The sequence below is a fragment of the Streptomyces xanthii genome (assembly GCF_014621695.1).
Lineage (GTDB): Bacteria > Actinomycetota > Actinomycetes > Streptomycetales > Streptomycetaceae > Streptomyces > Streptomyces xanthii.
This window is the reverse complement of record NZ_CP061281.1, coordinates 2,041,005-2,066,682: the sequence shown is the minus strand read 5'-3', so window position 1 is coordinate 2,066,682 and position 25,678 is coordinate 2,041,005. Positions and strand designations below refer to the sequence as shown.

The window sequence follows — 25,678 nt, the reverse complement described above, 5'->3', positions numbered from 1 at the left end:
CCCGGCCAGTCCGCGCCCCCGGGCCGCGTAAGCGGTGAACTCCCTTGGATCGGGCACTAAATTGAGGCCGGATCGACGGACGGTCCGACCGATGGACCGGCAGGTCAGGGGGCAAGGGCCATGGACACCGAGGGCACGAGCGGCGCCGCCAGGGAACGGGGCGTCCGGGACGGCACGGGAGCGCGCGGGGCGGCGGTGCCGCACCCGGCACGACCCGTCACGCCCCCGCCGCGGCCCGCGCACGCGCCGATGGCTCCGCCTGGAACGGGTGCTGAGGTGTTTCTGCGCTGGTTGCGGACGCCCCGGCCTGCGGCGACTCCGGGGGTGTGGCGGTTCGGGTATGTCCCTCGTCCCGAGGAAGAACCGGAGGTTACGCCCACCAGGCAACTGTTCAGTGGCGCGCTGATTGCGCTGCTCGCCGGCTGGCTGCTGTGGTCGCTGCTCTGGAACGGCTACCTGGGCTGGTACTGGATGTGGCCGTACTACGTACTGACGCCTGAGGCATGGATCAAGCCTGAGACAGGCGGTGAGGAGGTTGCTGGGGCTATCGCGTCGTACGCGTACTACCTGTTGGTCGGCGGAGGGATCATGTACGCCGCCGGGCGGGGTGGGCGCTGGCCGGAGATCTGGCGCCGCTTCATCCGGCCAGCGCTGCGCGCCGCCCGCCCCGCCGCCCCCGAGCGCGCGCCCGCTCCCGAGGAGGACCCCGCCACCTGGCCGCAGCTGCGCGAGGCCGGGGCCGAGGCCGCCGCCGAGCGGCTCGGCGCCGACGCCCGCGCCGGACTCATGCGCGACGTCGACCACGCCCGCATCGCCCGCGCCTGGCAGGGCGTCAAGCGCGGCCGGCACAGCCTCGCCGCGTTCACCGCCGCCGTCGCCAAGGAGGGCGCCGCCGCCTGCCCGCACCCCTCCGGCACCCGCGACCTGCCCGCCCGCGCCGCCCGCCACGACCTCGCCACCGCCCAGGTCAGGATCGGCTCGGCCGCCGACGACGAGCGCAACCCCTACGCCTACCGGGGCGTCGGCCTCGCCCTCGGCCCCGACCTGATCGGCACCTCGCTGCTCGCCGTCGGCCCGCCCGGCTCCGGCAAGACCGGCAGCGTCGTGTGGCCGCTCGCCGAGTCCCTCTGCCTCGGCGCCCTCGCCGGACGGGCCGCCGTCGTGGTCGTCGGCGCGGCCGGCGCCGGGCTCGGCGGGCAGGACACGTACGACGTCGTCGTCCGCGTCGGCTCCCCCGACTCCGTCTACGACCTCGACCTGTACGGCGGCAGCACCGACCCCGACGAGGCCGCGGCCGTGCTCGCCGAAGCCCTCGTCGGCGACCTCGCCGACCCGCACCCCGGCGGCGACAGCCGGCGCTCCACCACCGTCCTCGCCCAGCTCCTCGGCCCCTACCACGCCGTCCACGGCCGCTTCCCGTCCGTGCCCGAGCTGCGCCGGCTGCTCGACGGGGCGCCCGACGCGCTCGGCGCCCTGCGCACCGCCCTCACCGACGCCGGCCACCACGCGATGCTCCGCGAACTCGACGCGCGCGAACGGCAACTGGGCCACCCCGGCGACGTCGGCGCCGTGCTCGCCGACCGCGTCGCCCTGCTCGACCGGCCCGCCTTCGCCTCCTTCTTCGACACCTCCGGCGCCACCCGGCCCTTCTCCCTGCGCGCCCTCGACCACCCCGTCCGGGTCCGCGTCGACCTGCCCGAACGCGGCCACGCCGACGCCTCCCGGATCCTCGCCCGGCTCGTCCTCGCCCAGTTCACCGCCAGCGTCGCCGTCCGCGAGGACCGCTCCCTGTTCGCCTGCCTCGTGCTCGACGACGCGACCGGCACCATCACCCCGCAGGCCGTCCGCGGCATCCAGCGCCTGCGCTCGGCCAACGCGGGCGCCGTCCTCACCCTGCGCACCCTCGACGACGTGCCCCGGCCGCTGCGCTCCCCGCTGCTCGGAGCCGTCGGCTGCCGCATGGCCCTGTCCGGGCTCACCCCCTGGGACGGGCAGGACTTCGCCGAGGTGTGGGGCAAGGAGTGGACCGAGGCCCGCGACGTCACCGACCGGCAGATCATCGCCGAGACCCCGGCCGGCAAGGCGCTGCACGCCGTGCGCCGCGTGATCACCGGGCGGGCGCCGACGGCCCGTGCCGTCACCGTCCGCCAGGTCGAGCGCGAACGCTGGTCCGCCTCCGACCTCGCCCACGCCGTCCCGCCCGGCCACGCCGTCCTCTCCCTCACCACCGTCCGCGGCGACCACGCGCCGCCGCTCCTGGTGGACCTGAGGGGCTGACGAGGCGCCGCTTCGGCATCAGGAGTACGTACGGTGAGGCAGAATCGGCTCAGGACGTTCATACGGAGCGGCCAAAAGCTTCACAGAACGCCCGCCGCAGAGCCACCCGTACGTACCGCACACCTGAAGGCCCCATGCCGCCCACGCTCGCCTCGCTCGTCCACCACTCGGCGCTCAAGCTCACCGTGCGCGCGGGCGAGGAACGCCTGGACACACCCGTCCGCTGGGCCCACGTCAGCGAGCTCGCCGACCCCGTCCCCTACATGGAGGGCGGCGAGCTCCTGCTCATCACCGCCCTCAAGCTGGACGCCGAGGACCCCGAGGCGATGCGGCGGTACGTCAAGCGGCTCGTCGGCGCCGGCGTCGTCGGCCTCGGCTTCGCGGTCGGCGTCAACTACGACGACGTGCCGCAGGCCCTGGTCGACGCCGCCCAGAGCGAGGGCCTGCCCCTGCTCGCGGTCCCGCCGCGCACCCCGTTCATCGCCATCAGCAAGGCCGTCTCCGCGGCCATCGCCGCCGACCAGTACCGCGCCGTCACCTCCGGCTTCGCCGCCCAGCGCGAACTCACCAAGCAGGCCCTGAACGAAGGCCCCGAGGGCCTCCTCGCCGTCCTCGCCGCCCAGGTCGACGGCTGGGCCGCCCTCTACGACGCGTCCGGCGCCGTCGTCGCCGCCGCGCCCGAATGGGCCGGCCGCCGCGCCGCCCGCCTCACCCCCGACGTGGAACGGCTGCGGGAGCGGCCCGCGCCCGCCAGCGCCGTCGTCGCCTCCGGCAGCGACGACCGCATCGAACTGCACTCCATCGGCACCGGCCGCGGACCGCGCGCCGCGCTCGCCGTCGGCACCGCCGCCACCCTCGGCACCGCCGAGCGCTACGCCCTGCACTCCGCGATCGCCCTCCTCACCCTCACCACCGAGCGCTCCCGCGCCCTGCACGCCGCCGAGCAGCGCATCGGCTCCGCCGTGCTCCGGATGCTGCTCGCCGGCGAACCCGACCACGCGCGAGCCGTCGCCGGCGGCCTGTACGGGGCGCTGCTCGACGCGCCGTTCCGCATGGTGCTCGCCGAGGCCGTCGCACCGCCGCCCACCGGGGTCGCGGCGAGCGGCGACACCCCGGCCGGCACGGCCGCACTCCTCGCGGAAGCCGTCACCGGCGCCGGCGAGGACCCCCTCTCCGCACTCGCCGACATCGTGGAGTCCGCCGCCGCGCGGGCCGGCGAGGCGGTGCTCGTCGTGCCCGACGGCGGTCGGCTCGTGCTACTCGCCGCCGACGGGGGCGCGGCCGTCGAGGCGTGCGTGCGGTACGCGGAGGCGCTGGAGGCCATGCGGGCCGAGGCGGTGCGCGCCGAGGGGTCGACGGGGGAGGAGCCCGTGATCGGCTTCTCCGCGCCGTCCGGGCCGATCGCCGCCGCCGGCGCCTTCAAACAGGCCGAACAGGCCCTGTCCGTCGCCCGCCGGCGCGGCCGCATCCTCGTCGAGCACGAGGACGTCGTCGCCGGGTCCGTGCTGCCGCTGCTGGCCGACGACGCGGTGCTGGCGTTCGCGGACGGGCTCCTGCGGGCCCTGCGCGACCACGACGCGACGGGCCGCGGCGATCTCGTCGCCTCGCTGCGGGCCTGGCTGTCCCGGCACGGCCAGTGGGACGCGGCGGCCGCCGATCTCGGCGTCCACCGCCACACCCTGCGCTACCGCATGCGCCGCGTCGAGGAGATCCTCGGCCGCTCCCTCGACGACCCGGACGTCCGCATGGAGCTGTGGCTCGCGCTGAAGGCGACCGGTTCGTAGTCGCCTGCGGGCCGGTGGGGGCTGGTCGCGCCCCGCGGCGGAGCCGCTGATGTCACAGCCCCGCGCCCCTGAGATGCATGGCGCTTCGCGCCGCATCTCCCCGATCAAGGCGCGGGGCGCCTTTCATCGGGGGAAGGCGCGGCGAAGCCGCTGTCTTCCAGGGGCGCGGGGAACTGCGCGACCAGCCCCCACCGGCCCGCAGCGGCCGACGCACGGAGACCACCAACGGCGCGTTCGCCATTCCGTCGAACCAAGCAACCCGCACACTCCACCCCGGCCAACAAGATCCCGCCCGGCGGAGCCCTACCGTGGGCACATCACCCCCGTTCACGGAAAGGCCGGTACACGACCCATGACCGCCACCCACGCCTTCTGGCTCGCCGGCCGCCAGGCCACCGGCACCGAGACGTTCGACGTCACCAACTCCTACGACAACCGCGTCGTGGGCACCGTCTCCATCGCCACCGAGGCCCAGGTCGAGGAGGCCGTCGCGGCCGCCCACGCCGTCGTGGACGAGTTCGCCGCCACCCCGGCCCACGTCCGTGCCACCGCCCTGGACCACGTGGCGAAGCGCCTGGCCGAGCGCACCGAGGAGCTCGCGCAGCTGATCTCGGCCGAGAACGGCAAGCCGATCAAGTGGGCCCGCGGCGAGGTCGGCCGTGCCGTCTCCGTGTTCCGCTGGGCCGCCGAGGAGGCCCGCCGCTTCAACAGCGGTGAGGCCCAGCGCCTGGACACCGACGGTGGCGGCGTCGGCCGGCTCGCGCTCACCCGCCGCATCCCCAAGGGCGTCGTCCTGGGCATCGCGCCGTTCAACTTCCCGCTGAACCTGAGCGCCCACAAGGTCGCCCCGGCCATCGCCGTCGGTGCCCCCATCATCCTCAAGCCGGCCCCGTCCACCCCGATCTCCTCCCTCGTCCTGGGCGAGATCCTGGCCGAGACCGACCTGCCGGCCGGCTCCTGGTCCGTCCTGACCGTGCCGAACGACCGGATGCCCGCCCTCGTCCAGGACGAGCGCCTCCCGGTCATCTCCTTCACCGGCTCCGACAAGGTCGGCTTCGCCATCCAGGAGTCGGTGCCGCACAAGCACTGCACCCTGGAGCTCGGCGGCAACGCCGCGGCCGTCGTCCTCGGCGACTGGTCCTCCGAGGAGGACCTGGACTGGGCGGCGACCCGCATCGCCACCTTCTCCAACTACCAGGGCGGCCAGTCCTGCATCTCCGTGCAGCGCGTCATCGCCGACGCCACCGTGTACGACCGGCTGCTGCCGAAGATCGTCGCGGCCGTCGAGGCGCAGGTCACCGGTGACCCGACCGACGACGCCACGGACGTCGGCCCGCTCGTCGACGAGAACGCCGCCAAGCGCGTCGAGTCCTGGGTCGACGAGGCCGTCGCGGCCGGCGCCAAGCTGCTCGCCGGCGGCAAGCGCGAGGGCGCCTCGTACGCCCCGACCGTCCTCACCGAGCTGCCCGAGGACGTCACCCTGGCCCGCGCCGAGGTCTTCGGCCCGGTCCTCACGGTCGCGAAGGTCGACGGCGAGGCCGAGGCGTTCGCCGCGGTCAACGACTCGGACTTCGGCCTCCAGGCGGGTGTCTTCACCCACGACCTGCAGACCGCGTTCCGCGCCCACCGCGCCCTCGAGGTCGGCGGCGTGATCATCGGCGACGTCCCGTCCTACCGCGCCGACCAGATGCCGTACGGCGGCGCCAAGAAGTCCGGCGTCGGCCGCGAGGGCGTCAAGTACGCGATGGACGACTACACCTACGAGCGCGTCCTGGTCCTGACGGGCCTCGCCCTCTAGCAGCCCCTGAGCAGCCCGTACGGGCGCACGCCGACGCGCGCGCCCGTACGGACCGAGACCGACGGCCGGAGCCCACTGTGCGGGGGCTTCGGCCGTCCTCGCGTTCCGGGGCGGCCCGCGCGGCTAGCTCCGGCCCGTGGCCGAGCCGAAGCCGAGCCACGTGTGCCGGTTGCCCCACCAGCACCAGCCGACCTTCGGGGCGCCGCGCCGCTCCCGTCCGTCCCGCCCCGTGCCGTTGCTGATCCAGATGGCCGGCGTACGGGCGTCCAGGACTCCGTTCGGCTTGCGCAGCCGTGAGCCGATGGTCATGAAGCAGTGATTGCGCTCCAGGACCTCCGGCCGCTGGAGCACCCAGTGGATGCCCTCGCTGAGCACCAGCGGCGTACGGCCCTCCGCCGCGAGGGCGGGAAGGGCCTCCTCCGGACTCCAGTCGGCCATCCGGTCGCCCCGGTCCACGCCGCTGACCACGTACAGCGGCGCGTCCGGCAGACCGGCGGCCTCGCCCGGCGCGAAGTCGTCGACGTCCGCCATGTCGACGACGACGAAGCCCGGCTTGTCCTCGTGGCGCAGCAGCGGGGCGAGGGCCGAGGCCGGAACGCGGTCCGGATGGACGGCGAGCAGGGCGTCACCCCCGGCACTGTCCGCGGCACCCGCGGCGAACGCGCGCAGCTCGCCCGCGGCGATCCCCGCGAGCTCGTGCACCCCGAGTGCGATCAGGCGCTCGGCCTGGACGGCGAGCGGTGGGAGAGCGGTCACGGTCGCGGTGTCGGTCTCTTCGGTTTCGGTTTCGGTTTCGGACACGGTGGTTCCCCTGACGTGCGGTACGGACCGTGGACGCCGGGGAGAACGCGGGCCCGCGCCCGAAGGTTCCCGACTCCCGCGGCTCCGTTTGACGGCGTCCCCCGTCCGGCGTAGGCCGGGAACAGGGGGAACCATCCGCGGAGTCGGAGAGGAGTCCCGTCATGCTCGGCGAGACGATAGGTGAGGAACAGGGGCGGACGACAGGGATGCGGGTGCTGTCCACGGACGGCGGCCACCCCGTCACCGAGGCGTCCTTCCAGGCGAGCGGCACCCTTCTCGGGGTCGAGATCCAGGACACCGGCACGTACGAGTCGGTCCTGCGCCCCGACGGCACCCTCTGGGGCGAGGGACAGGGCTTCAACATGACCAAGGACGGCGAGACGGTCACCTGGCACGGCTCCGGTGTGGGCCGCTTCGTCGACGGTGGCGCGGTCGAATGGCGCGGTGCGATCTTCTTCGAGACCGCCGCCACGAAGTTCGAACGGCTCAACACCGTTGCCGGCGTCTTCGAGTTCCGCGTAGAGGCCGACGGCAAGGCCGCCGCCAAGCTGTACGAGTGGAAGTAGGGCGTACCGAGGCGTCCTGAGGAGCCGCGCCCACCCCGCCGCCGGGGGCCCGCACCCGTCCCGCCGTCTTTCCGAACCACCGGAAATCGGGTACTACGGTCGAGTAGCCACAAGCCCCCGACGAGCGGCGAGGTGAGCTCCGCATGACCGCATCCACCGACCGGCCCAAGGTCTCCGAGCGCGAGGCACGGCAGGTCGCCGAGGCCGCCCGCGAGCAGGGCTGGCGCAAACCCAGCTTCGCCAAGGAGCTCTTCCTCGGCCGGTTCCGCCTCGACCTCATCCATCCGCACCCGGTGCCCGCCGACGAGGACGTGCGGCGCGGCGAGGCGTTCCTCGCCGAACTGCGCGCCTTCTGCGAGACCGAGGTCGACCCGGCGCGCATCGAACGCGAGGCCCGCATCCCCGACGAGACGATCGAGGGGCTCAAGCGGCTCGGCGCGCTCGGCATGAAGATCGACCCACAGTACGGCGGCCTCGGCCTCACCCAGGTGCACTACAACAAGGCGCTCGCCCTCGTCGGCTCCGTGTCCCCGGCGATCGGCGCCCTGCTCTCCGCGCACCAGTCCATCGGCGTACCGCAGCCGGTGAAGACCTTCGGCACCCAGGAGCAGAAGGAGCGCTACCTGCCGCGCTGCGCCCGCACCGACATCAGCGCCTTCCTCCTCACCGAGCCCGACGTCGGCTCCGACCCGGCCCGGCTCGCCACCAGCGCGGTGCCCGACGGCGACGACTACGTCCTCGACGGCGTGAAGCTGTGGACCACGAACGGCGTCGTCGCCGACCTCCTCGTCGTCATGGCCCGCGTCCCCGCCTCCGAGGGCCACAAGGGCGGCATCACCGCGTTCGTCGTCGAGGCCGGCTCCGAGGGCATCACCGTCGAGAACCGCAACGCCTTCATGGGCCTGCGCGGCATCGAGAACGGCGTCACCCGCTTCCACCAGGTCCGCGTCCCCGCCGACCAGCGCATCGGCCCCGAGGGCGCCGGCCTCAAGATCGCCCTCACCACGCTCAACACGGGCCGGCTCTCGCTGCCCGCCATGTGCGTCGGCGCCGGCAAGTGGTGCCTGAAGATCGCCCGCGAATGGTCGGCGGTGCGCGAGCAGTGGGGCCGGCCCGTCGCGCTCCACGAGGCCGTCGGCGCGAAGATCAGCTACATCGCCGCCACCACGTTCGCCCTCGAGGCCGTCCTCGACCTCTCCTCCCAGATGGCCGACGAGAACCGCAACGACATCCGCATCGAGGCCGCCCTCGCCAAGCTCTACGGCTCCGAGGCCGCCTGGCGGATGGCCGACGAACTCGTCCAGATCCGCGGCGGCCGAGGCTTCGAGACCGCCGAGTCCCTCGCCGCCCGCGGCGAACGCGCCGTTCCCGCCGAGCAGCTCCTGCGCGATCTGCGCATCAACCGCATCTTCGAGGGCTCCACCGAGATCATGCACCTGCTCATCGCCCGCGAGGCCGTCGACGCCCACCTCTCCGTCGCCGGCGACCTCATCGACCCCGACACCTCCCTCACCGACAAGGCGAAGGCGGGTGCCAAGGCCGGCGGCTTCTACGCCCGCTGGCTGCCCAAACTCGTCGCCGGCCCAGGCCAACTCCCCAACTCCTACGGTGAGTTCGGCGACCTCGCGACCCATCTGCGGTACGTGGAACGCGCGGCCCGCAAGCTCGCCCGCTCCACCTTCTACGCCATGTCCCGCTGGCAGGGCCGCATGGAGACCAAACAGGGCTTCCTCGGCCGGATCGTCGACATCGGCGCCGAACTCTTCGCCATGAGCGCCGCCTGCGTCCGCGCCGAACACCTCCGCGCCACCGGCCCGCACGGCCGCGAGGCCCACCAGCTCGCCGACGCCTTCTGCCGCCAGGCCCGTATCCGCGTCGACGAACTCTTCGCCCGCCTGTGGACGAACACCGACGACAACGACCGAAAGGTCGTCAGGGCCGTCCTTGACGGCGCCTACACCTGGCTGGAGGAGGGGGTCATCGACCCGAGCGGCGAAGGCCCCTGGATCGCCGACGCCACACCCGGACCCAGCAAGCGGGAGAACGTCCACCGGCGCATCCCCTGACCGACGGTCCGACAAGTCGGGGCGCCCTGTCGGACTCACAGGTGACGCGCGCAAGAATGGGGGAATGACCGAAAGCCCCTCGCCCCTCGCGGACCCTCACCTCGTCTTCGACCCCGCACCCGCCGAAGGACCCCGCGACATCGTCGTCCTGGGTTCGACGGGGTCGATCGGCACGCAGGCGATCGACCTCGTGCTGCGCAACCCGGACCGGTTCCGGGTCACCGCGCTCAGTGCCGCGGGCGGCCGCGTCGCCCTGCTCGCCGAGCAGGCCCACCGGCTGCGCGTCCGCACGGTCGCCGTGGCCCGCGAGGACGTCGTGCCCGCGCTGCGCGAGGCGCTCGCCGCGCAGTACGGGCCCGGGGAGCCGCTGCCGGAGATCCTGGCCGGACCGGACGCCGCCACCGAGATCGCGGGCCGCGGCGACTGCCACACCGTCCTCAACGGCATCACCGGCTCCATCGGCCTCGCGCCGACCCTCGCCGCCCTGGAGGCGGGCCGCACCCTCGCCCTCGCCAACAAGGAGTCGCTGATCGTCGGCGGCCCGATCGTCAAGCGGATCGCGAAGCCCGGCCAGATCATCCCGGTCGACTCCGAGCACGCCGCCCTCTTCCAGGCCCTCGCCGCCGGCACCCGCGCCGACGTCCGCAAGCTCGTCGTCACCGCCTCCGGCGGCCCCTTCCGCGGCCGGACCAAGGCCGACCTCGCGAACGTCACGGTCGAGGACGCCCTCGCGCACCCCACCTGGGCGATGGGCCCGGTCATCACGATCAACTCGGCGACGCTGGTCAACAAGGGACTGGAGGTCATCGAGGCGCACCTCCTCTACGACATCCCCTTCGACCGCATCGAGGTCGTCGTCCACCCCCAGTCCTACGTCCACTCCATGGTCGAGTTCGTCGACGGCTCCTCGCTCCTCCAGGCGACCCCGCCCGACATGCGCGGCCCCATCGCCATCGGCCTCGGCTGGCCCGAGCGCATCCCCGACGCCGCCCCCGCCTTCGACTGGACCCAGGCGTCGAGCTGGGAGTTCTACCCGCTCGACAACGACGCGTTCCCGTCCGTCGGGCTCGCCCGGCACGTGGGGGAGCTCGCGGGCACGGCCCCGGCGGTGTTCAATGCCGCCAACGAGGAGTGCGTGGACGCCTTCCTGAAGGGCGCCCTGCCGTTCAACGGGATCATGGAGACCGTCACCCGGGTCGTGCACGAACACGGCACACCCGGAACGGGAACTTCCCTGACCGTCGCGGACGTCCTCGAAGCGGAGACCTGGGCACGCGCCCGGGCCCGTGAACTGACGACGAAGGACCAGGCAGCCGCGGAGGCTCGTGCATGACGACCTTGATGATGATCCTCGGCATCCTCGTCTTCGTGGTGGGCCTGCTCGTCTCCATCGCCTGGCACGAGCTGGGCCACCTGTCGACGGCCAAGCTCTTCGGCATCCGTGTGCCCCAGTACATGGTCGGCTTCGGCCCCACCATCTGGTCGCGCAAGAAGGGCGAGACCGAGTACGGCATCAAGGCCATCCCGCTCGGCGGCTACATCCGCATGATCGGCATGTTCCCGCCCGGCGAGGACGGCCGGATCGAGGCCCGCTCGACCTCCCCGTTCCGCTCGATGGTCGAGGACGCCCGCGCGGCGGCCTTCGAGGAGGTGCGGCCCGGCGACGAGACCCGGCTCTTCTACACGCGCAAGCCGTGGAAGCGCGTGATCGTGATGTTCGCCGGCCCGTTCATGAACCTGATCCTCGCGGTCGCGCTGTTCTTCGTCGTGCTCATGGGCTTCGGCATCACCCAGCAGACGAACGTGGTCGAGTCCGTCTCGCCCTGCGTCATCAAGGCCAGCGCCGAGCGCGACACCTGCAAGAAGACCGACGACGCCTCCCCGGCCAAGGCCGCGGGCCTCCAGGCGAAGGACAAGATCGTGTCCTTCAACGGAGTCACGACGGACAAGTGGAACACGCTGTCCGACGAGATCCGCAAGAGCGCCGGCAAGACCGTCCCGATCGTCGTCGAGCGCGACGGACACCTCAAGACCCTGACCGCGCACATCGCCACCAACCAGGTGGCGAAGAAGGACTCCAGCGGCCAGGTCGTCGACGGCTACGTGAAGGCCGGCTTCCTCGGCTTCACCGCCGCCACCGGCGTCGTCCACCAGGACTTCGGCGACTCCGTGAGCTGGATGGGCGACCGGGTCGGCGACGCCGCCGACTCCATCGTCGCCCTCCCGGCGAAGATCCCGGCCCTGTGGGACGCCGCGTTCGGCGACGGCCCGCGCGAGCAGGACTCCCCGATGGGCGTCGTCGGCGCGGCCCGCGTCGGCGGTGACATCGCCGCCCTCGACATCCCCGCCACGCAGAAGCTGGCGATGTCGCTGATGCTGGTCGCGGGCTTCAACCTGTCGCTGTTCCTCTTCAACATGCTGCCGCTGCTCCCGCTCGACGGCGGGCACATCGCGGGAGCCCTGTGGGAGGCCCTGCGGCGGAACGTGGCGAAGGTCTTCCGGCGTCCCGACCCGGGCCCCTTCGATGTAGCGAAGCTCATGCCCGTGGCCTACGTGGTGGCCGGAATCTTCGTCTGCTTCACCATCCTGGTGCTGATCGCCGACGTCGTTAATCCGGTGAAAATCTCCTGATCACGCACGCTTCATGACGCCCGGGTCCCCTGTGGGCCCGGGCGTCCACCTTTGGGTGGTGTAAAGGGGCGCGATGTGCTGGGGGCCCGGCCGGTGACGTAATCTCGGAAACCTGGGACTCGATCCACACCTTGGGGTTGCACAGCAGATGACTGCGATTTCACTCGGCATGCCGGACGTACCGACCAAGCTCGCCGAGCGGCGCAAGAGCCGGCAGATCCAGGTCGGCACCGTGGCCGTCGGCGGCGACGCCCCGGTCTCCGTCCAGTCGATGACGACGACGCGTACGTCCGACATCGGCGCGACCCTCCAGCAGATCGCCGAGCTCACCGCGTCCGGCTGCCAGATCGTCCGGGTGGCCTGCCCCACGCAGGACGACGCCGACGCGCTGCCGATCATCGCCCAGAAGTCGCAGATCCCCGTGATCGCCGACATCCACTTCCAGCCGAAGTACGTCTTCGCGGCCATCGAGGCCGGCTGCGCCGCGGTCCGGGTCAACCCGGGCAACATCAAGCAGTTCGACGACAAGGTCAAGGAGATCGCCCAGGCGGCGAACGACCACGGCACCCCGATCCGCATCGGTGTGAACGCGGGCTCCCTGGACCGCCGACTGCTCCAGAAGTACGGCAAGGCCACCCCCGAGGCGCTCGTCGAGTCCGCCCTTTGGGAGGCGTCCCTCTTCGAGGAGCACGGCTTCCGCGACATCAAGATCTCGGTCAAGCACAACGACCCCGTGGTCATGGTCAACGCGTACCGGCTGCTCGCCGAGAAGTGCGACTACCCCCTCCACCTGGGCGTCACCGAGGCCGGTCCCGCGTTCCAGGGCACGATCAAGTCCGCCGTCGCGTTCGGCGCGCTGCTCTCCGAGGGCATCGGCGACACCATCCGCGTCTCCCTGTCGGCCCCGCCGGTCGAGGAGATCAAGGTGGGCAACCAGATCCTGGAGTCGCTGAACCTGAAGCCCCGCCGCCTGGAGATCGTCTCCTGCCCGTCCTGCGGACGCGCCCAGGTCGACGTCTACAAGCTCGCCGAGGAGGTCACGGCCGGCCTCGACGGCATGGAGGTCCCGCTCCGCGTCGCCGTCATGGGCTGCGTCGTGAACGGTCCGGGCGAGGCCCGCGAGGCCGACCTCGGCGTCGCCTCCGGCAACGGCAAGGGCCAGATCTTCGTCAAGGGCGAGGTCATCAAGACCGTCCCCGAGTCCAAGATCGTGGAGACCCTCATCGAGGAAGCCCTCAAGATCGCGGAGCAGATGGAGAAGGACGGCGTGGCCTCCGGCGAGCCGACGGTAGCCATCGCGGGCTGACCCGGCTCGGGCCGACCTGGCCGCGTCAGCGTCTGCGGGGTCCTGCCTCGCGGGCGGGTGCGGCCCGGTGGGGCTTCTCGCGCCCCGCGGCGGAGTCGCACATCGAGACAGCCCCGCGCCCCTGAAATGCAGACCCCTCGGGCCGCATTTCCCCGACGGCAAGCGCCCCTGAGATCGCGCACGAAGTGCGCATCTCCAGGGGCGCGGGGAACTGCGTGACCAGCCCCCACCGGCCCGAACCCGCCACACAAGGACGCCCGGCGGACGCGAAGGCGGATCCCGCTCAGCCGAGACCCCGGGTACAGTCGGAGACCCTCGCACCCCCAGCAAGATGAGGCCCCGTGCTGACCCAGACCACCACCCGGGTCCTCGAACCGAGTGACCTGGACGCCGCCCTCGCCGTGCTCGACCGCGACCCCGTCGCGAACGCCTTCGTGACGGCCCGCGTCCGCATCGCCGGCCTCGACCCCTGGCGGCTCGGCGGAGAGATGTGGGGCTGGTACGAGGACGGCATGCTCCAGTCCCTGTGCTACGCGGGCGCCAACCTCGTCCCGATCTGCGCCACGGAGCGCGCCGTCCGCGGATTCGCCGACCGCGCCCGCCGCGCCGGCCGCCGCTGCTCCTCCATCGTGGGCCCGGCCGAGCCCACCGCCCGCCTGTGGCAGCTGCTCGAACCCAGCTGGGGCCCGGCCCGCGAGGTCCGCTCCCACCAGCCGCTCATGGTCACCGACCGGATGCCCGCCGACGTCACCCCGGACCCGTACGTCCGCCGCGTCCGCAAGGACGAGATGGACACGATCATGCCGGCGTGCGTGGCGATGTTCACCGAGGAGGTCGGCGTCTCCCCGCTGGCCGGCGACGGCGGACTGCTCTACCAGGCCCGGGTCGCCGAACTGGTCGGATCCGGCCGCTCCTTCGCCCGCCTCGACGAGCACGGCAAGGTCGTCTTCAAGGCCGAGATCGGCGCCGCGACCGACGACGCCTGCCAGATCCAGGGCGTCTGGGTCGCCCCCGAGTACCGCGGCCGCGGCCTCGCCGCCCCCGGCATGGCGGCCGTCCTGCGCTACGCGCTCGCCGACGTCGCCCCCGTCGTCAGCCTCTACGTGAACGACTTCAACACCCCGGCCCGCGCCGCGTACCGCCGCGTGGGATTCCAGGAGGTCGGAGCGTTCATGAGCGTCCTGTTCTAGGAGCACGGCACCCCGGGTACGCTCCGGGCATGCCGCACCGGAACCGCACGGACGACACCGTCACCATCGGCCACCTCGACCTGAGGAGCCGCGTCGACGAGGCCCTCGCCGTCCAGGCCCACGCCTTCGGACTCAGCGACGACGAGATCGCCGTCCGCCGGCAGATCGTGCTGCGGCACATGACCTACCCGGGCGCCCGCGCCCTCGGCGCGACCACCGAGAGCGGCCGCCTCGTCGGCTTCGTCTACGGCATGCCCAACGACCGCCTGCACTGGTGGTCCACCGTCGTCGAGCCGTACCTGCGCGCCCGCGGCACCGAGGACTGGCTCGACGACTCCTTCGTCATCACCGAGCTGCACGTCCACCCCGGCTACCAGAACCGCGGCATCGGCCGCACCCTCATCACCACGATCACCGACACCGCGCTCCAGCCCCGCTCGATCCTCTCCGCGATCGACCACGAGAGCCCGGCCCGCGGCCTGTACCGCTCCCTCGGCTACGAGGACCTCGCCCGCCAGGTCGTCTTCCCGAGCGCCCCGAAGCCGTACGCGGTCATGGGCGCCCCCCTGCCGCTGCGGCGCAACACCTAACCGATTTCCGGCGGCGGCGGGCCCCCGGCTAACCTCCAGGGACCACCCTTTCGCAGCAGGAGTCACAAATCATGGCCAAGGTCCAGGTCCAGCGCATGTCCCGGTTGATGGTGAAGACCCTGCGCGACGACCCGGCGGACGCCGAGGTGCTGAGCCACAAGCTCCTCGTCCGCGCCGGTTACGTGCGCCGCACCGCCGCGGGCGTCTGGTCCTGGCTGCCGCTCGGCCGCAAGGTGTACGCCAACGTCGAGCGCGTCATCCGCGAGGAGATGGACGCCATCGGCGCCCAGGAGGTCCTGCTCCCCGCCCTGCTGCCCAAGGAGCCCTACGAGGCGACCGGCCGCTGGGAGGAGTACGGCGCCGAGCTGTTCCGCCTCAACGACCGCAAGGGCGGTGACTATCTCCTCGGCCCGACCCACGAGGAGATCTTCACCCAGCTCGTCAAGGACCAGTGCACGTCCTACAAGGACCTGCCCGTGATCCTCTACCAGATCCAGACCAAGTACCGCGACGAGGCCCGCCCCCGCGCCGGCATCCTGCGCGGCCGTGAGTTCCAGATGAAGGACTCCTACTCCTTCGACCTGGAGGACGAGGGCCTGGCCCGGTCCTACGCGCTGCACCGCGCCGCCTACCAGCGCATCTTCGAGCGCCTCGGCCTCGACTACCGCATCTGCGCCGCCACCGCCGGCGCCATGGGCGGCTCCAAGTCCGAGGAGTTCCTCGCCCCGGCCGCCGCCGGCGAGGACACCTTCGCCGACTGCCCGAACTGTGAGTACGCGGCGAACACCGAGGCCGTCTCCTTCGAGCTGAAGGCCGTGGACGCGGCCGGCGTGCCCGCGCTCGAGGAGATCCCCACCCCGGACACCCCCACCATCGAGACGCTCGCCGCGCACCTCGGCGTCGAGGCCTCCGCCACCCTCAAGAACCTCCTCGTGAAGGTCGACGGCGAGATCGTCGCCGTCGGCGTCCCCGGCGACCGCGAGGTCGACATGGACAAGGTCGAGGCCCACTTCGCCCCGGCCACCGTCGAGCTGGTCACCGCCGAGGACTTCACCGACCGCCCCGACCTCGTGCGCGGCTACGTCGGCCCGCAGGGCCTGGAGAAGGTCCAGTACCTCGCCGACCCCCGCGTCGCCCCCGGCACCTCCTGGATCACCGGCGCCAACAAGGAAGGCACGCACGCGAAGAACGTCGTCGCGGGCCGTGACTTCGAGGTCGACGCCTACGTCGACGTCGTGGTCGTCCAGGAAGGCGACCCGTGCCCCAACTGCGGCACCGGCCTCAAGCTGGACCGCGCCATCGAGATCGGCCACATCTTCCAGCTCGGCCGCAAGTACGCCGACGCCTTCCAGCTCGACGTCCTCGGCCAGAACGGCAAGCCGGTCCGCGTCACGATGGGCTCCTACGGCATCGGCGTCTCCCGTGCCGTCGCCGCGCTCGCCGAGCAGCACGCCGACGACAAGGGCCTCGTCTGGCCCGCCGAGATCGCCCCGGCCGACGTCCACGTCGTCGCCGCCGGCAAGGCGCTCCAGACCGAGCTGGCCCTCGAGGTCTCCGACAAGCTGGCCGCCGCCGGTGTCCGCGTGCTGGTCGACGACCGCCCCGGCATCTCGCCCGGCGTCAAGTTCACCGACTCCGAGCTCATCGGTGTCCCGCAGATCCTGGTCGCGGGCCGCCGCAGCGCCGACGGCATCGTCGAGCTCAAGGACCGCCGCACGGGCGAGCGCGAGGAGCTGACGGTCGACGAAGCCGTCGCCCGCCTGACCTCCGCCTGACCCTGCCGGAACCGTTCCTGGCGGCTTCCGAAGGGGCGTGACCCCTTTCGTCGCCGGGTGCGGGTCCGTCGTGGCTGGTCGCGCAGTTCCCCGCGCCCCTGGAGGCGAGCGGCTTCGCCGCTCAGCCTCTATCGGGGAAATGCGACCCGAAGGGTCTGCATTTCAGGGGCGCGGGGAACTGCGCGACCAGCCACGACGGCGCTGAGGCCGTCGACGCTCCGCCAGCGGCAATTCGGTGTACGGGCCCGGTCGGCGCAGCCTATGGTCGCGCCATGCCCGAACTGCAGCCCCTGCGAGCTGACCACGCGGTCGCCCTGCTCAGCTTCGAACGCGACAACCGCGCGTTCTTCGCGCAGAGCGTCCCCGACCGCGGCGACACCTACTTCGAGGAGTTCGCCGCCCGCCACGCGGCGAACCTCGCCGAGCAGACCGAGGGCACGGCCCACATGCACGTCCTGGTCACCGCCGAAGGCGAGATCATCGGCCGCTTCAATCTGTACGACCCGGCCGACGGCAGCGCCGAACTCGGCTTCCGGCTGGCCGAGCACGCCACGGGCAAGGGCCTGGCCACCGAAGCGGTCCGCCGCCTGTTCACCCTGGCCCGCGAGGACTACCACCTCACCCGCGTCACCGCCGCGGCCGAACCGGAGAACCACGCCTCCCGCGCCGTCCTGCAGCGCACGGGCTTCCACGCCATCGGGACCACGACCCGCTCGGGCCGCCCCTGCGTCGCGTACGCCCGGACCCTGTAGCGGTCAGAGCCAGCCCGCGAACTCCAGCAGGTTCTCCGCGTCGCCGGGCCGGCCCACCCGCAGCGCCCGCACCCCGGACTCCACCGCGCGGAACAGCGTCCAGCCGCGCAGCCGCTCCTGGTCCACGTCGAGGGACTCGGCGAGCTTGCGCACACGCCGCCGGGTGATCGCCGGGCCGGACGGGGAGCCGATCAGGTCCTCGACGCGGTCGCGCACCAGACGGGCCAGATCGAAGGCGCACTCGCCGACCACCGGGTCCGGGCCGATCGCCAGCCACGGCACCCGCTCACCCGCGAGCACCTTGCTCTGCCGGAACGTGCCGTGCAGCAGCCGCAGCTCCGGCGGCGCCGCCACCAGCTCGTCCCGGGCCGTGAGCGCCGCGTCCACCAGCGGCGCCACCTCGGGGAAGTCGTCGACCGTCGCCCGCATCAGCGTGGCCTGCCGGCCCGTGCGCTCGGGCACCGTCTCGCAGTTGCGGCCCGCCGGCGGATCGACCCAGAGCCGGCGCAGCGTGCCCGCCGCCTCCAGGAGCGCCTTGGCCTCCGGCAGCGTACGGACCGAGACCTCCGGGTGCAGCCGCTCCAGGAGCAGCGCGCCGTCGCTCGGGCCCGGGTCCAGGAGCCGCACCGCGCCGAGACCGTCCCAGTGGGTCAGCGCCGCGCGCTCCGCCTCCGGGCGGAACCTCTCGGGCGCCAGCTTCAGCACCGCCGGGGTGCCCTTGGCCGTCCGCACGTGCGCGACCAGGCTGCTGCGGCCGCCGGGCAGATGGATCCGTTCGACGTCGACCCCGCGCCGGGCCGCCGCCTCCTCCAGCAGGGTGCCGAGCCGGGCCAGCCACGCGGACGCCCCCTCGTCGCGCACCTCGCCGAGCGCGTTCACCAGGCGCGAAGGCGGTTCGAATGCCATGCGCGAGACTTTCCCTTCCGAAGACAGCTCAGGTACCGGGCGCCACCGACGATCCGGAGGCCGAGGCGGACGGCACCGCGGCCCGTTCGGTGAGCCCAGGGAAGGCTACGCTGCCGCCGCGCCACCGCACCGCACGGACCGCCGCCTCCCGCAGCGCATCGGCCGCGCCCCGGCGCCGGTCGCCGCTCGACGCCCGTACGAGATCCGAGTACACGCCCGCGACCTTGTCCTCGATGTCCGCGGCCAGGCGGGCCGCGGCGGCCGAGTCCGGCACCGGGAACGGCAGCGCGTACGCCCCGGCGGACTCCTCCGGCTTCGCGCCCAAGTCCCGTACCGTGCGCCGCAGTTCGTCCCTGCGCGCCCGATGCACGTCGTACGCGGCGCGGGCCTCGGAGCGCCGGCCCTCGCGGATCCGGCCGCCGACCACCCCGTACCCGTACACCGCCGCGTGCTCGGCGCGCAGCGCGGCCTGCACCGCCGCGAGCAGCCCGTCGTTCTCCGCCATGCCGGTCAGCCTTCCGTCAGCAGGTACGCGTGCGCGGCGCCGGCCGCCGCCACCGAGGCGAGCAGCCGAGCGAGCTCGGCCGGGGCGTCCACGAGCGCGGCCAGACGCCGGTCCGACAGCTCGCGCTCGGCCGCCGCGAGCGCCTTGAGGACGTCCTTCTCGGCGACCGGGCTCGCCGTCGGCGCGGGCGCGCCCGCCATCCGGCTCGGCACGGCCGCCCCGCCGAACGCCTGCACGTGCCGCTCGGTCTCGGCCCGCAGCGGCCCGAGCCGCCCCGCGAGCCCGGGGCGGGCGGTGAGGGCGTCGTCGTAGCGGCCGAGCAGGTCCGCGCTGTCCCGCGCCGCCTGCGTCCGCATCCGCCGCTCCTGCGAGACGGACGGCGCGCCGCTGCCGCCCTCAGTGCCGTCACCGCCGCCCGAGCACGCGGTCAGCAGGGCGCTCGCCCCGGCCAGCGAGGCGAGCAGAGTCCTACGGCGTGGCCCGGGCGGGACCTGGGGGATGTGCGGCACGGCGGACGTCCTCGGCGGGAAGACCGGAAAGAGCTCCGGAAACGATTCGGCAGTATGAGCGATGGGTGACGCGAAGATCACCGTACCTTCGGCCCCCGCCCGGTGGACGGCAACACCCCCCTGGACCGGATACCCTTTGACCTGACGCGCAAGGATTGTCAGCGACCACAACAGCACACGCGGCCGAGGAGTCACCCGGATGAGCACCACCCAGAACGAGAGGCTGCGGGAACTACTGGAACCGCTCGTCAGCTCACAGGGGCTCGATCTCGAAGAGATCGAAGTGGCCTCGGTCGGACGCAAGCGGGTGCTGCGCGTCGTCGTGGACTCCGAGGAAGGCGCCGATCTGGACGCCGTCGCCGATGTGAGCCGCGCGCTCTCGGCGAAGCTCGACGAGACCGATGTGATGGGCGACGGAGAGTACGAGCTCGAGGTCGGCACGCCCGGCGCCGAGCGCGCGCTCACCGAGCACCGCCACTACGTCCGCGCGACGGACCGCCTCGTGAAGTTCACGCTGACCGACGGCGGCGAAGTGACCGCGCGCATCCTCCAGGTGGACGACGAGGGTCTCGACCTGGAGGTCCCGGGCGTGAAGGGCCGCAAGGCCACCGCCCGCAGGCTCGGCTTCACGGACATCGCCAAGGCGCGGGTCCAGGTCGAGTTCAACCGCAAGAACGCGAACGAAGACAAGAACGAAGAGGAGGCGTAGCCGTGGACATCGACATGAGTGCCCTGCGGGGTCTGGTCCGGGAGAAGGAGATCTCCTTCGATCTGCTGGTCGAGGCGATCGAATCGGCCCTCCTCATCGCCTATCACCGCACCGAGGGAAGCCGCCGCCACGCGCGCGTGAAGCTCGACCGCGAGAGCGGACACGTGACGGTCTGGGCGAAGGAGGACGCGGACGACCTGGAAGAGGGTCAGGAGCCGCGCGAGTTCGACGACACGCCCTCGGACTTCGGTCGTATCGCCGCCACGACCGCCAAGCAGGTCATCCTGCAGCGGCTGCGCGACGCCGAGGACGACGCGACGCTCGGCGAGTACGCCGGCCGCGAGGGCGACATCGTGATGGGCGTCGTCCAGCAGGGCCGCGACCCGAAGAACGTGCTGGTCGACATCGGCAAGCTCGAAGCCATCCTGCCGGTGCAGGAGCAGGTGCCGGGCGAGGAGTACCCGCACGGCATGCGCCTGCGCAGCTACGTCGTCCGGGTCGCCAAGGGGGTGCGCGGTCCGTCCGTGACGCTGTCGCGCACGCACCCGAACCTGGTCAAGAAGCTCTTCGCGCTCGAGGTGCCGGAGATCGCCGACGGGTCCGTCGAGATCGCCGCCATCGCCCGCGAGGCCGGCCACCGTACGAAGATCGCCGTCCGCTCCACCCGCAGCGGGCTCAACGCCAAGGGCGCCTGCATCGGCCCCATGGGCGGCCGTGTGCGCAATGTCATGGGCGAGCTCAACGGCGAGAAGATCGACATCGTCGACTGGTCCGACGACCCGGCCGACATGGTGGCCAACGCGCTGTCCCCGGCCCGCGTCTCGAAGGTCGAGATCGTGGACCTGGGCGCCCGCTCGGCCCGGGTGACGGTGCCCGACTACCAGCTCTCCCTCGCCATCGGCAAGGAGGGCCAGAACGCCCGGCTCGCGGCCCGGCTGACCGGCTGGCGCATCGACATCCGGCCGGACACCGAGCAGCCCGCACCGGGCGCCGGGGAATAAATCCGGGCGCTGTGCGCTTGGATCACGACAGAATGTAACGAGACAGCCGTTCGATTTTTCCCCCAAAGGGGTGAGGTCGGTACGGGGAGGTAGACTTAATCGTGTCTGGCCGGACGCACGTCGGCGCATGCCCTGAGCGAACCTGCGTGGGTTGCCGCGAGCGAGCGGCCAAGAGCGATCTGCTGCGGATCGTGGTCGTCGAGGGCGCGTGCGTCCCCGATGATCGCGGTACGCTGCCCGGCCGGGGTGCGTATCTGCACCCCGCCCAGGTCTGTTTCGACCAGGCGGTCCGCCGTCGGGCCTTCCAGCGGGCGTTCAAGGCCCCTGGACCGTTCGACACGGAGGCGCTGAGCCACCGGGTCGGACGGGCAACACCGTAAGAAGCGCCGCGCGGAACCTCCGCGCGGCCCTGGTACCCCGCGAGTTGGAAGTAGGTCGAGATTGCGATGAGCACTCGATGAGCACGCGATGAGTACGCCCATGAAGTAGCGACGGTCCGGCGTAACCCGGACCTAAAAGGAGCGAAGTGGCTAAGGTCCGGGTATACGAACTCGCCAAGGAGTTCGGTGTGGAGAGCAAGGTCGTCATGGCCAAGCTCCAGGAACTCGGTGAATTCGTCCGTTCGGCGTCCTCGACGATCGAGGCGCCGGTCGTGCGCAAGTTGACTGATGCCCTCCAGCAGGGCAATGGCGGCGGCAAGCCCGCCGCACGCAAGGCCGCGCCCGCGAAGCCCGCGGCGCCGCGTCCCACCCCTTCCCCCGCGCAGGCCGCGAAGCCTGCCGCGCCGCGCCCGCCGGCCCCCAAGCCGGCCGCCGCGGAGAAGCCCGCCGCCTCGGCCCCCGCGCCGGGTCCGCGGCCGGGTCCGAAGCCGGCCCCCAAGCCGGCCACGCCGGCTCCGGCCGCGCCCGAGTTCACGGCGCCCCCCGCGCCCCCCGCGGCTCCCGCCGCCCCGGCCGCCGGTGGTGCGCGTCCGGGTGCCCGTCCCGGTGCCCCGAAGCCCGGTGGCCGTCCGGCCCCCGGTCAGGGTGCCCAGGGTGGTCAGGGTCAGCGCGGCGACCGTCAGGGCGCCCCGCGTCCCGGCGGCCAGGGTGCGCCCCGTCCCGGTGGTGCCCGTCCCGCGGGCCCGCGTCCGGGCAACAACCCCTTCACGTCCGGCGGCTCCACCGGCATGGCGCGCCCGCAGGCGCCCCGTCCCGGCGGCGCCCCGCGTCCCGGCGGCCCCGGTGCCCCGGGCGGTCCGCGCCCCCAGGGTGCGGGTCAGGGCGGTCCCCGTCCGCAGGGTCAGGGCGGCGCCCGTCCGACCCCGGGCGGCATGCCCCGTCCGCAGGGCGGCGCGGCCGGTCCGCGTCCCGGCGGCGGCCCCGGTGGTAACCGTCCGAACCCCGGCATGATGCCGCAGCGCCCCGCAGCGGGCCCGCGTCCCGGCGGTGGCCCCGGTGGCCGCGGTCCGGGTGGCGGCGGTCGTCCGGGTGGCGGCGGCGGTCGTCCCGGTGGCGGCGGCTTCGCCGGCCGTCCCGGTGGCGGTGGCGGCGGCTTCGCGGGTCGTCCCGGTGGTCCCGGTGGCGGTGGCGGCGGCTTCGCCGGCCGTCCCGGCGGTGGCGGCGGTGGCCGTCCCGGCTTCGGCGGTCGTCCCGGTGGTCCGGGTGGCCGTGGTGGCACGCAGGGTGCGTTCGGCCGTCCCGGCGGGCCCGCCCGTCGTGGTCGCAAGTCGAAGCGTCAGAGGCGCCAGGAGTACGAGGCCATGCAGGCCCCGTCGGTGGGCGGCGTCATGCTGCCTCGCGGCAACGGACAGACCGTCCGCCTGTCGCGCGGTGCCTCGCTGACCGACTTCGCGGAGAAGATCGGCGCCAACCCGGCCTCGCTCGTCGCCGTGATGATGAACCTCGGCGAGATGGTCACTGCCACGCAGTCCGTCTCCGACGAGACCCTCCAGCTGCTCGCGGGCGAGATGAACTACGTCCTCGAGGTCGTCAGCCCGGAGGAGGAGGACCGCGAGCTGCTCGAGTCCTTCGACATCGAGTTCGGCGAGGACGAGGGCGGCGAGGACATGCTCATGTCCCGTCCGCCGGTCGTCACCGTCATGGGTCACGTCGACCACGGTAAGACCCGACTGCTCGACACCATCCGCAAGACGAACGTCGTCGCGGGCGAGGCCGGCGGTATCACGCAGCACATCGGTGCGTACCAGGTCACGACCGAGGTCAACGACGAAGAGCGTCGGATCACCTTCATCGACACCCCGGGTCACGAGGCGTTCACCGCCATGCGTGCCCGTGGTGCGAAGTCGACCGACATCGCGATCCTCGTGGTCGCGGCCAACGACGGCGTCATGCCCCAGACGGTCGAGGCGCTCAACCACGCCAAGGCCGCCGAGGTCCCGATCGTCGTCGCGGTCAACAAGATCGACGTCGAGGGTGCCGACCCGACCAAGGTGCGCGGTCAGCTGACCGAGTACGGCCTGGTGGCCGAGGAGTACGGCGGCGACACCATGTTCGTCGACATCTCCGCCAAGCAGGGTCTGAACATCGACTCCCTGCTCGAGGCCGTGGTCCTGACCGCGGACGCCTCGCTCGACCTGCGGGCCAACCCGGAGCAGGACGCGCAGGGTATTGCGATCGAGTCCCACCTCGACCGCGGTCGTGGTGCGGTGTCGACCGTCCTCGTCCAGCGAGGCACGCTGCGCATCGGCGACACCATGGTGGTCGGCGACGCGTACGGCCGCGTCCGGGCGATGCTCGACGACAACGGCAACAACGTGGAGGAAGCGGGTCCCTCGACCCCCGTCCTCGTGCTCGGTCTCACCAACGTGCCGGGTGCCGGCGACAACTTCCTGGTGGTCGACGAGGACCGTACGGCCCGTCAGATCGCCGAGAAGCGTGCCGCTCGCGAGCGCAACGCCAACTTCGCGCGCCGCGGCGTCCGGTTCTCCCTGGAGAACCTGGACGAGGCCCTCAAGGCCGGTCTGGTGCAGGAGCTCAACCTCATCATCAAGGGCGACGCGTCCGGTTCGGTGGAGGCTCTCGAGTCCTCGCTGCTCCAGCTCGACGTCGGTGAAGAGGTCGACATCCGTGTCCTGCACCGCGGTGTGGGTGCGGTCACCGAGTCCGACATCAACCTGGCGACCGGCTCCGACGCCATCGTCATCGGCTTCAACGTCCGGGCAGCCGGCCGTGCGCAGCAGATGGCGGAGCGCGAGGGTGTCGACGTCCGGTACTACTCGGTGATCTACCAGGCCATCGAGGAGATCGAGGCGGCCCTCAAGGGCATGCTCAAGCCGGAGTACGAGGAGGTCGAGCTCGGCACGGCGGAGATCCGCGAGGTCTTCAAGTCGTCCAAGCTGGGCAACATCGCCGGTGTGCTCGTCCGGTCCGGAGAGGTCAAGCGCAACACCAAGGCGCGCCTGCTGCGCGATGGCAAGGTCATCGCGGAGAACCTCAACATCTCCGGTCTGCGTCGCTTCAAGGACGACGTCACCGAGATCCGCGAAGGGTTCGAGGGCGGTATCAACCTCGGCAACTTCAACGACATCAAGGTCGACGACGTCATCGCGACGTACGAGATGCGCGAGAAGCCGCGCGTCTGATCCACGCGGTAACCGACTGGGGCCGGTCGGCGGGACTTATTTCCGTCGATCGGCCCCGGCCGTTGCGTGTACGGTTCCCGTATCGGCGTCAGCTGTGGCGCCTTTACGAACCCGAACCGGCGGGACATCCGGACACACATGTATGTGGGGACTCTGTCCTTCGATCTGCTCCTCGGCGACGTCCACTCGCTGAAGGAGAAACGCTCCCTCGTTCGCCCCATCGTGGCCGAGCTCCAGCGCAAGTACGCGGTGAGCGCGGCGGAGACGGGCAACCAGGACCTCCATCGCAGGGCCGAGATCGGGCTCGCGCTGGTCTCCGGGGACACGGGACACCTCAGCGACGTACTGGACCGCTGCGAGCGGCTGGTGGCGGCCCGGCCCGAGGTGGAACTGCTCTCGGTTCGACGCAGGCTCCACAGCGACGAAGACTGAAGCAAGAAGCAAGACAGTTACTAAGGAGACGGACCAGTGGCCGACAACGCGCGCGCCAAGAGGCTGGCGGACCTCATCCGAGAGGTGGTGGCCCAGAAGCTGCAGCGCGGGATCAAGGACCCGCGGCTCGGCACCCACGTCACCATCACGGACACCCGCGTCACGGGTGACCTGCGGGAGGCCACCGTCTTCTACACGGTGTACGGGGACGACGAGGAGCGGGCCGAGGCGGCGGCCGGTCTGGAGAGCGCCAAGGGAATCCTGCGTTCCGCGGTGGGTGCCGCGGCCGGCGTGAAGTTCACGCCGACCCTCACCTTCGTCGCGGACGCCCTGCCGGACAACGCCCGCACCATCGAGGACCTCCTCGACAAGGCGCGGGCCTCGGACGCCCAGGTGCGCCAGGCGTCCGCCGGCGCCGCCTTCGCGGGCGACGCCGACCCGTACAAGAAGCCGGAAGACGACGCCGCCGAGGACGAGACGGACGGCGACGCCTGAGC

The 25,678-nt window shown here is 72.4% G+C and carries 22 protein-coding genes; 18 read left to right on the top strand and 4 right to left on the bottom strand.

What is annotated here, in order from left to right; genetic code table 11:
- Window positions 1-120 precede the first annotated feature (120 nt).
- The 3 genes from IAG42_RS09330 (at window position 121) to IAG42_RS09320 (ending at window position 5,859) form a co-directional block, all read left to right on the top strand.
- On the top strand, window positions 121-2,277 hold the full coding sequence (locus IAG42_RS09330) for an ATP-binding protein (protein ID WP_188336563.1): 2,157 nt from the start codon (window positions 121-123) through the stop codon (window positions 2,275-2,277).
- A 134-nt stretch (window positions 2,278-2,411) separates the two neighbouring features.
- Window positions 2,412-4,061, top strand: coding sequence for a PucR family transcriptional regulator (locus IAG42_RS09325; RefSeq protein ID WP_188336562.1), 1,650 nt, complete (start codon window positions 2,412-2,414; stop codon window positions 4,059-4,061).
- 352 nt (window positions 4,062-4,413) lie between these two features.
- Window positions 4,414-5,859: an aldehyde dehydrogenase family protein gene (locus IAG42_RS09320; RefSeq protein WP_188336561.1), complete on the top strand. Its 1,446-nt coding sequence runs from the start codon at window positions 4,414-4,416 to the stop codon at window positions 5,857-5,859.
- Between the two features lie 123 nt (window positions 5,860-5,982).
- On the opposite strand, the gene IAG42_RS09315 is transcribed toward IAG42_RS09320, so the two are convergent.
- Complete coding sequence (locus tag IAG42_RS09315) at window positions 5,983-6,660, bottom strand: DUF5701 family protein (protein ID WP_188336560.1); 678 nt, start codon at window positions 6,658-6,660, stop codon at window positions 5,983-5,985.
- Between the two features lie 161 nt (window positions 6,661-6,821).
- On the opposite strand from IAG42_RS09315, the gene IAG42_RS09310 reads away from it, so the two are divergent.
- From IAG42_RS09310 to IAG42_RS09270, 9 genes are all read left to right on the top strand, one after another.
- Complete coding sequence (locus tag IAG42_RS09310) at window positions 6,822-7,226, top strand: hypothetical protein (protein ID WP_188336559.1); 405 nt, start codon at window positions 6,822-6,824, stop codon at window positions 7,224-7,226.
- 143 nt (window positions 7,227-7,369) lie between these two features.
- Window positions 7,370-9,292, top strand: a complete 1,923-nt coding sequence (locus IAG42_RS09305; protein ID WP_188336558.1) for an acyl-CoA dehydrogenase family protein — start codon at window positions 7,370-7,372, stop codon at window positions 9,290-9,292.
- Window positions 9,293-9,356: 64 nt separating this feature from the next.
- Complete coding sequence (gene dxr / locus IAG42_RS09300; protein WP_188336557.1) at window positions 9,357-10,625, top strand: 1-deoxy-D-xylulose-5-phosphate reductoisomerase; 1,269 nt, start codon at window positions 9,357-9,359, stop codon at window positions 10,623-10,625.
- On the top strand, window positions 10,622-11,923 hold the full coding sequence (locus tag IAG42_RS09295) for a M50 family metallopeptidase (RefSeq protein ID WP_188336556.1): 1,302 nt from the start codon (window positions 10,622-10,624) through the stop codon (window positions 11,921-11,923). The genes dxr and IAG42_RS09295 overlap by 4 nt, the downstream gene beginning before the upstream one ends.
- Window positions 11,924-12,071: 148 nt before the next feature.
- Window positions 12,072-13,229, top strand: a complete 1,158-nt coding sequence (ispG, locus tag IAG42_RS09290; protein ID WP_188336555.1) for a flavodoxin-dependent (E)-4-hydroxy-3-methylbut-2-enyl-diphosphate synthase — start codon at window positions 12,072-12,074, stop codon at window positions 13,227-13,229.
- A 341-nt stretch (window positions 13,230-13,570) separates the two neighbouring features.
- A complete protein-coding gene (locus IAG42_RS09285; RefSeq protein WP_188336554.1) occupies window positions 13,571-14,419 on the top strand; it encodes a GNAT family N-acetyltransferase in 849 nt (282 codons plus the stop codon).
- A gap of 29 nt (window positions 14,420-14,448) precedes the next feature.
- A complete protein-coding gene (locus IAG42_RS09280) occupies window positions 14,449-15,009 on the top strand; it encodes a GNAT family N-acetyltransferase (protein WP_188336553.1) in 561 nt (186 codons plus the stop codon).
- Window positions 15,010-15,080: 71 nt separating this feature from the next.
- Window positions 15,081-16,784, top strand: coding sequence for a proline--tRNA ligase (locus IAG42_RS09275; protein WP_188336552.1), 1,704 nt, complete (start codon window positions 15,081-15,083; stop codon window positions 16,782-16,784).
- Window positions 16,785-17,056: 272 nt separating this feature from the next.
- The gene (locus IAG42_RS09270; protein ID WP_188336551.1) at window positions 17,057-17,536 is read left to right on the top strand and encodes a GNAT family N-acetyltransferase; all 480 of its coding nucleotides are present in this window, start codon (window positions 17,057-17,059) and stop codon (window positions 17,534-17,536) included.
- 3 nt (window positions 17,537-17,539) lie between these two features.
- On the opposite strand, the gene IAG42_RS09265 is transcribed toward IAG42_RS09270, so the two are convergent.
- The 3 genes from IAG42_RS09265 to IAG42_RS09255 are packed head-to-tail and all read right to left on the bottom strand — an operon-like array spanning window position 17,540 to window position 19,456.
- The gene (locus IAG42_RS09265) at window positions 17,540-18,442 is read right to left on the bottom strand and encodes an aminoglycoside phosphotransferase family protein (RefSeq protein WP_188336550.1); all 903 of its coding nucleotides are present in this window, start codon (window positions 18,440-18,442) and stop codon (window positions 17,540-17,542) included.
- Window positions 18,443-18,470: 28 nt separating this feature from the next.
- A complete protein-coding gene (locus tag IAG42_RS09260) occupies window positions 18,471-18,947 on the bottom strand; it encodes a ferritin-like domain-containing protein (RefSeq protein ID WP_188336549.1) in 477 nt (158 codons plus the stop codon).
- 5 nt (window positions 18,948-18,952) lie between these two features.
- A complete protein-coding gene (locus tag IAG42_RS09255) occupies window positions 18,953-19,456 on the bottom strand; it encodes a hypothetical protein (protein WP_188336548.1) in 504 nt (167 codons plus the stop codon).
- A gap of 199 nt (window positions 19,457-19,655) precedes the next feature.
- Between IAG42_RS09255 and rimP the strand changes: the two genes are divergently transcribed.
- The 6 genes from rimP to rbfA all read left to right on the top strand — a co-directional run bounded on the left by rimP (window position 19,656) and on the right by rbfA (window position 25,676).
- Entirely contained in the window at window positions 19,656-20,165 is a 510-nt protein-coding gene (gene rimP / locus IAG42_RS09250) for a ribosome maturation factor RimP (RefSeq protein WP_188336547.1), read from the top strand.
- 2 nt (window positions 20,166-20,167) lie between these two features.
- Window positions 20,168-21,166, top strand: a complete 999-nt coding sequence (nusA, locus tag IAG42_RS09245) for a transcription termination factor NusA (RefSeq protein WP_188336546.1) — start codon at window positions 20,168-20,170, stop codon at window positions 21,164-21,166.
- Window positions 21,167-21,267: 101 nt separating this feature from the next.
- On the top strand, window positions 21,268-21,546 hold the full coding sequence (locus tag IAG42_RS09240; RefSeq protein ID WP_188336545.1) for a YlxR family protein: 279 nt from the start codon (window positions 21,268-21,270) through the stop codon (window positions 21,544-21,546).
- A 146-nt stretch (window positions 21,547-21,692) separates the two neighbouring features.
- Window positions 21,693-24,749 (top strand): translation initiation factor IF-2, encoded by a 3,057-nt coding sequence (gene infB / locus IAG42_RS09235; RefSeq protein WP_188336544.1) that lies wholly within the window; start codon window positions 21,693-21,695, stop codon window positions 24,747-24,749.
- 138 nt (window positions 24,750-24,887) lie between these two features.
- Complete coding sequence (locus IAG42_RS09230) at window positions 24,888-25,181, top strand: DUF503 domain-containing protein (RefSeq protein ID WP_188336543.1); 294 nt, start codon at window positions 24,888-24,890, stop codon at window positions 25,179-25,181.
- A gap of 36 nt (window positions 25,182-25,217) precedes the next feature.
- A complete protein-coding gene (gene rbfA / locus IAG42_RS09225) occupies window positions 25,218-25,676 on the top strand; it encodes a 30S ribosome-binding factor RbfA (RefSeq protein ID WP_188336542.1) in 459 nt (152 codons plus the stop codon).
- Window positions 25,677-25,678: the final 2 nt, after the last annotated feature.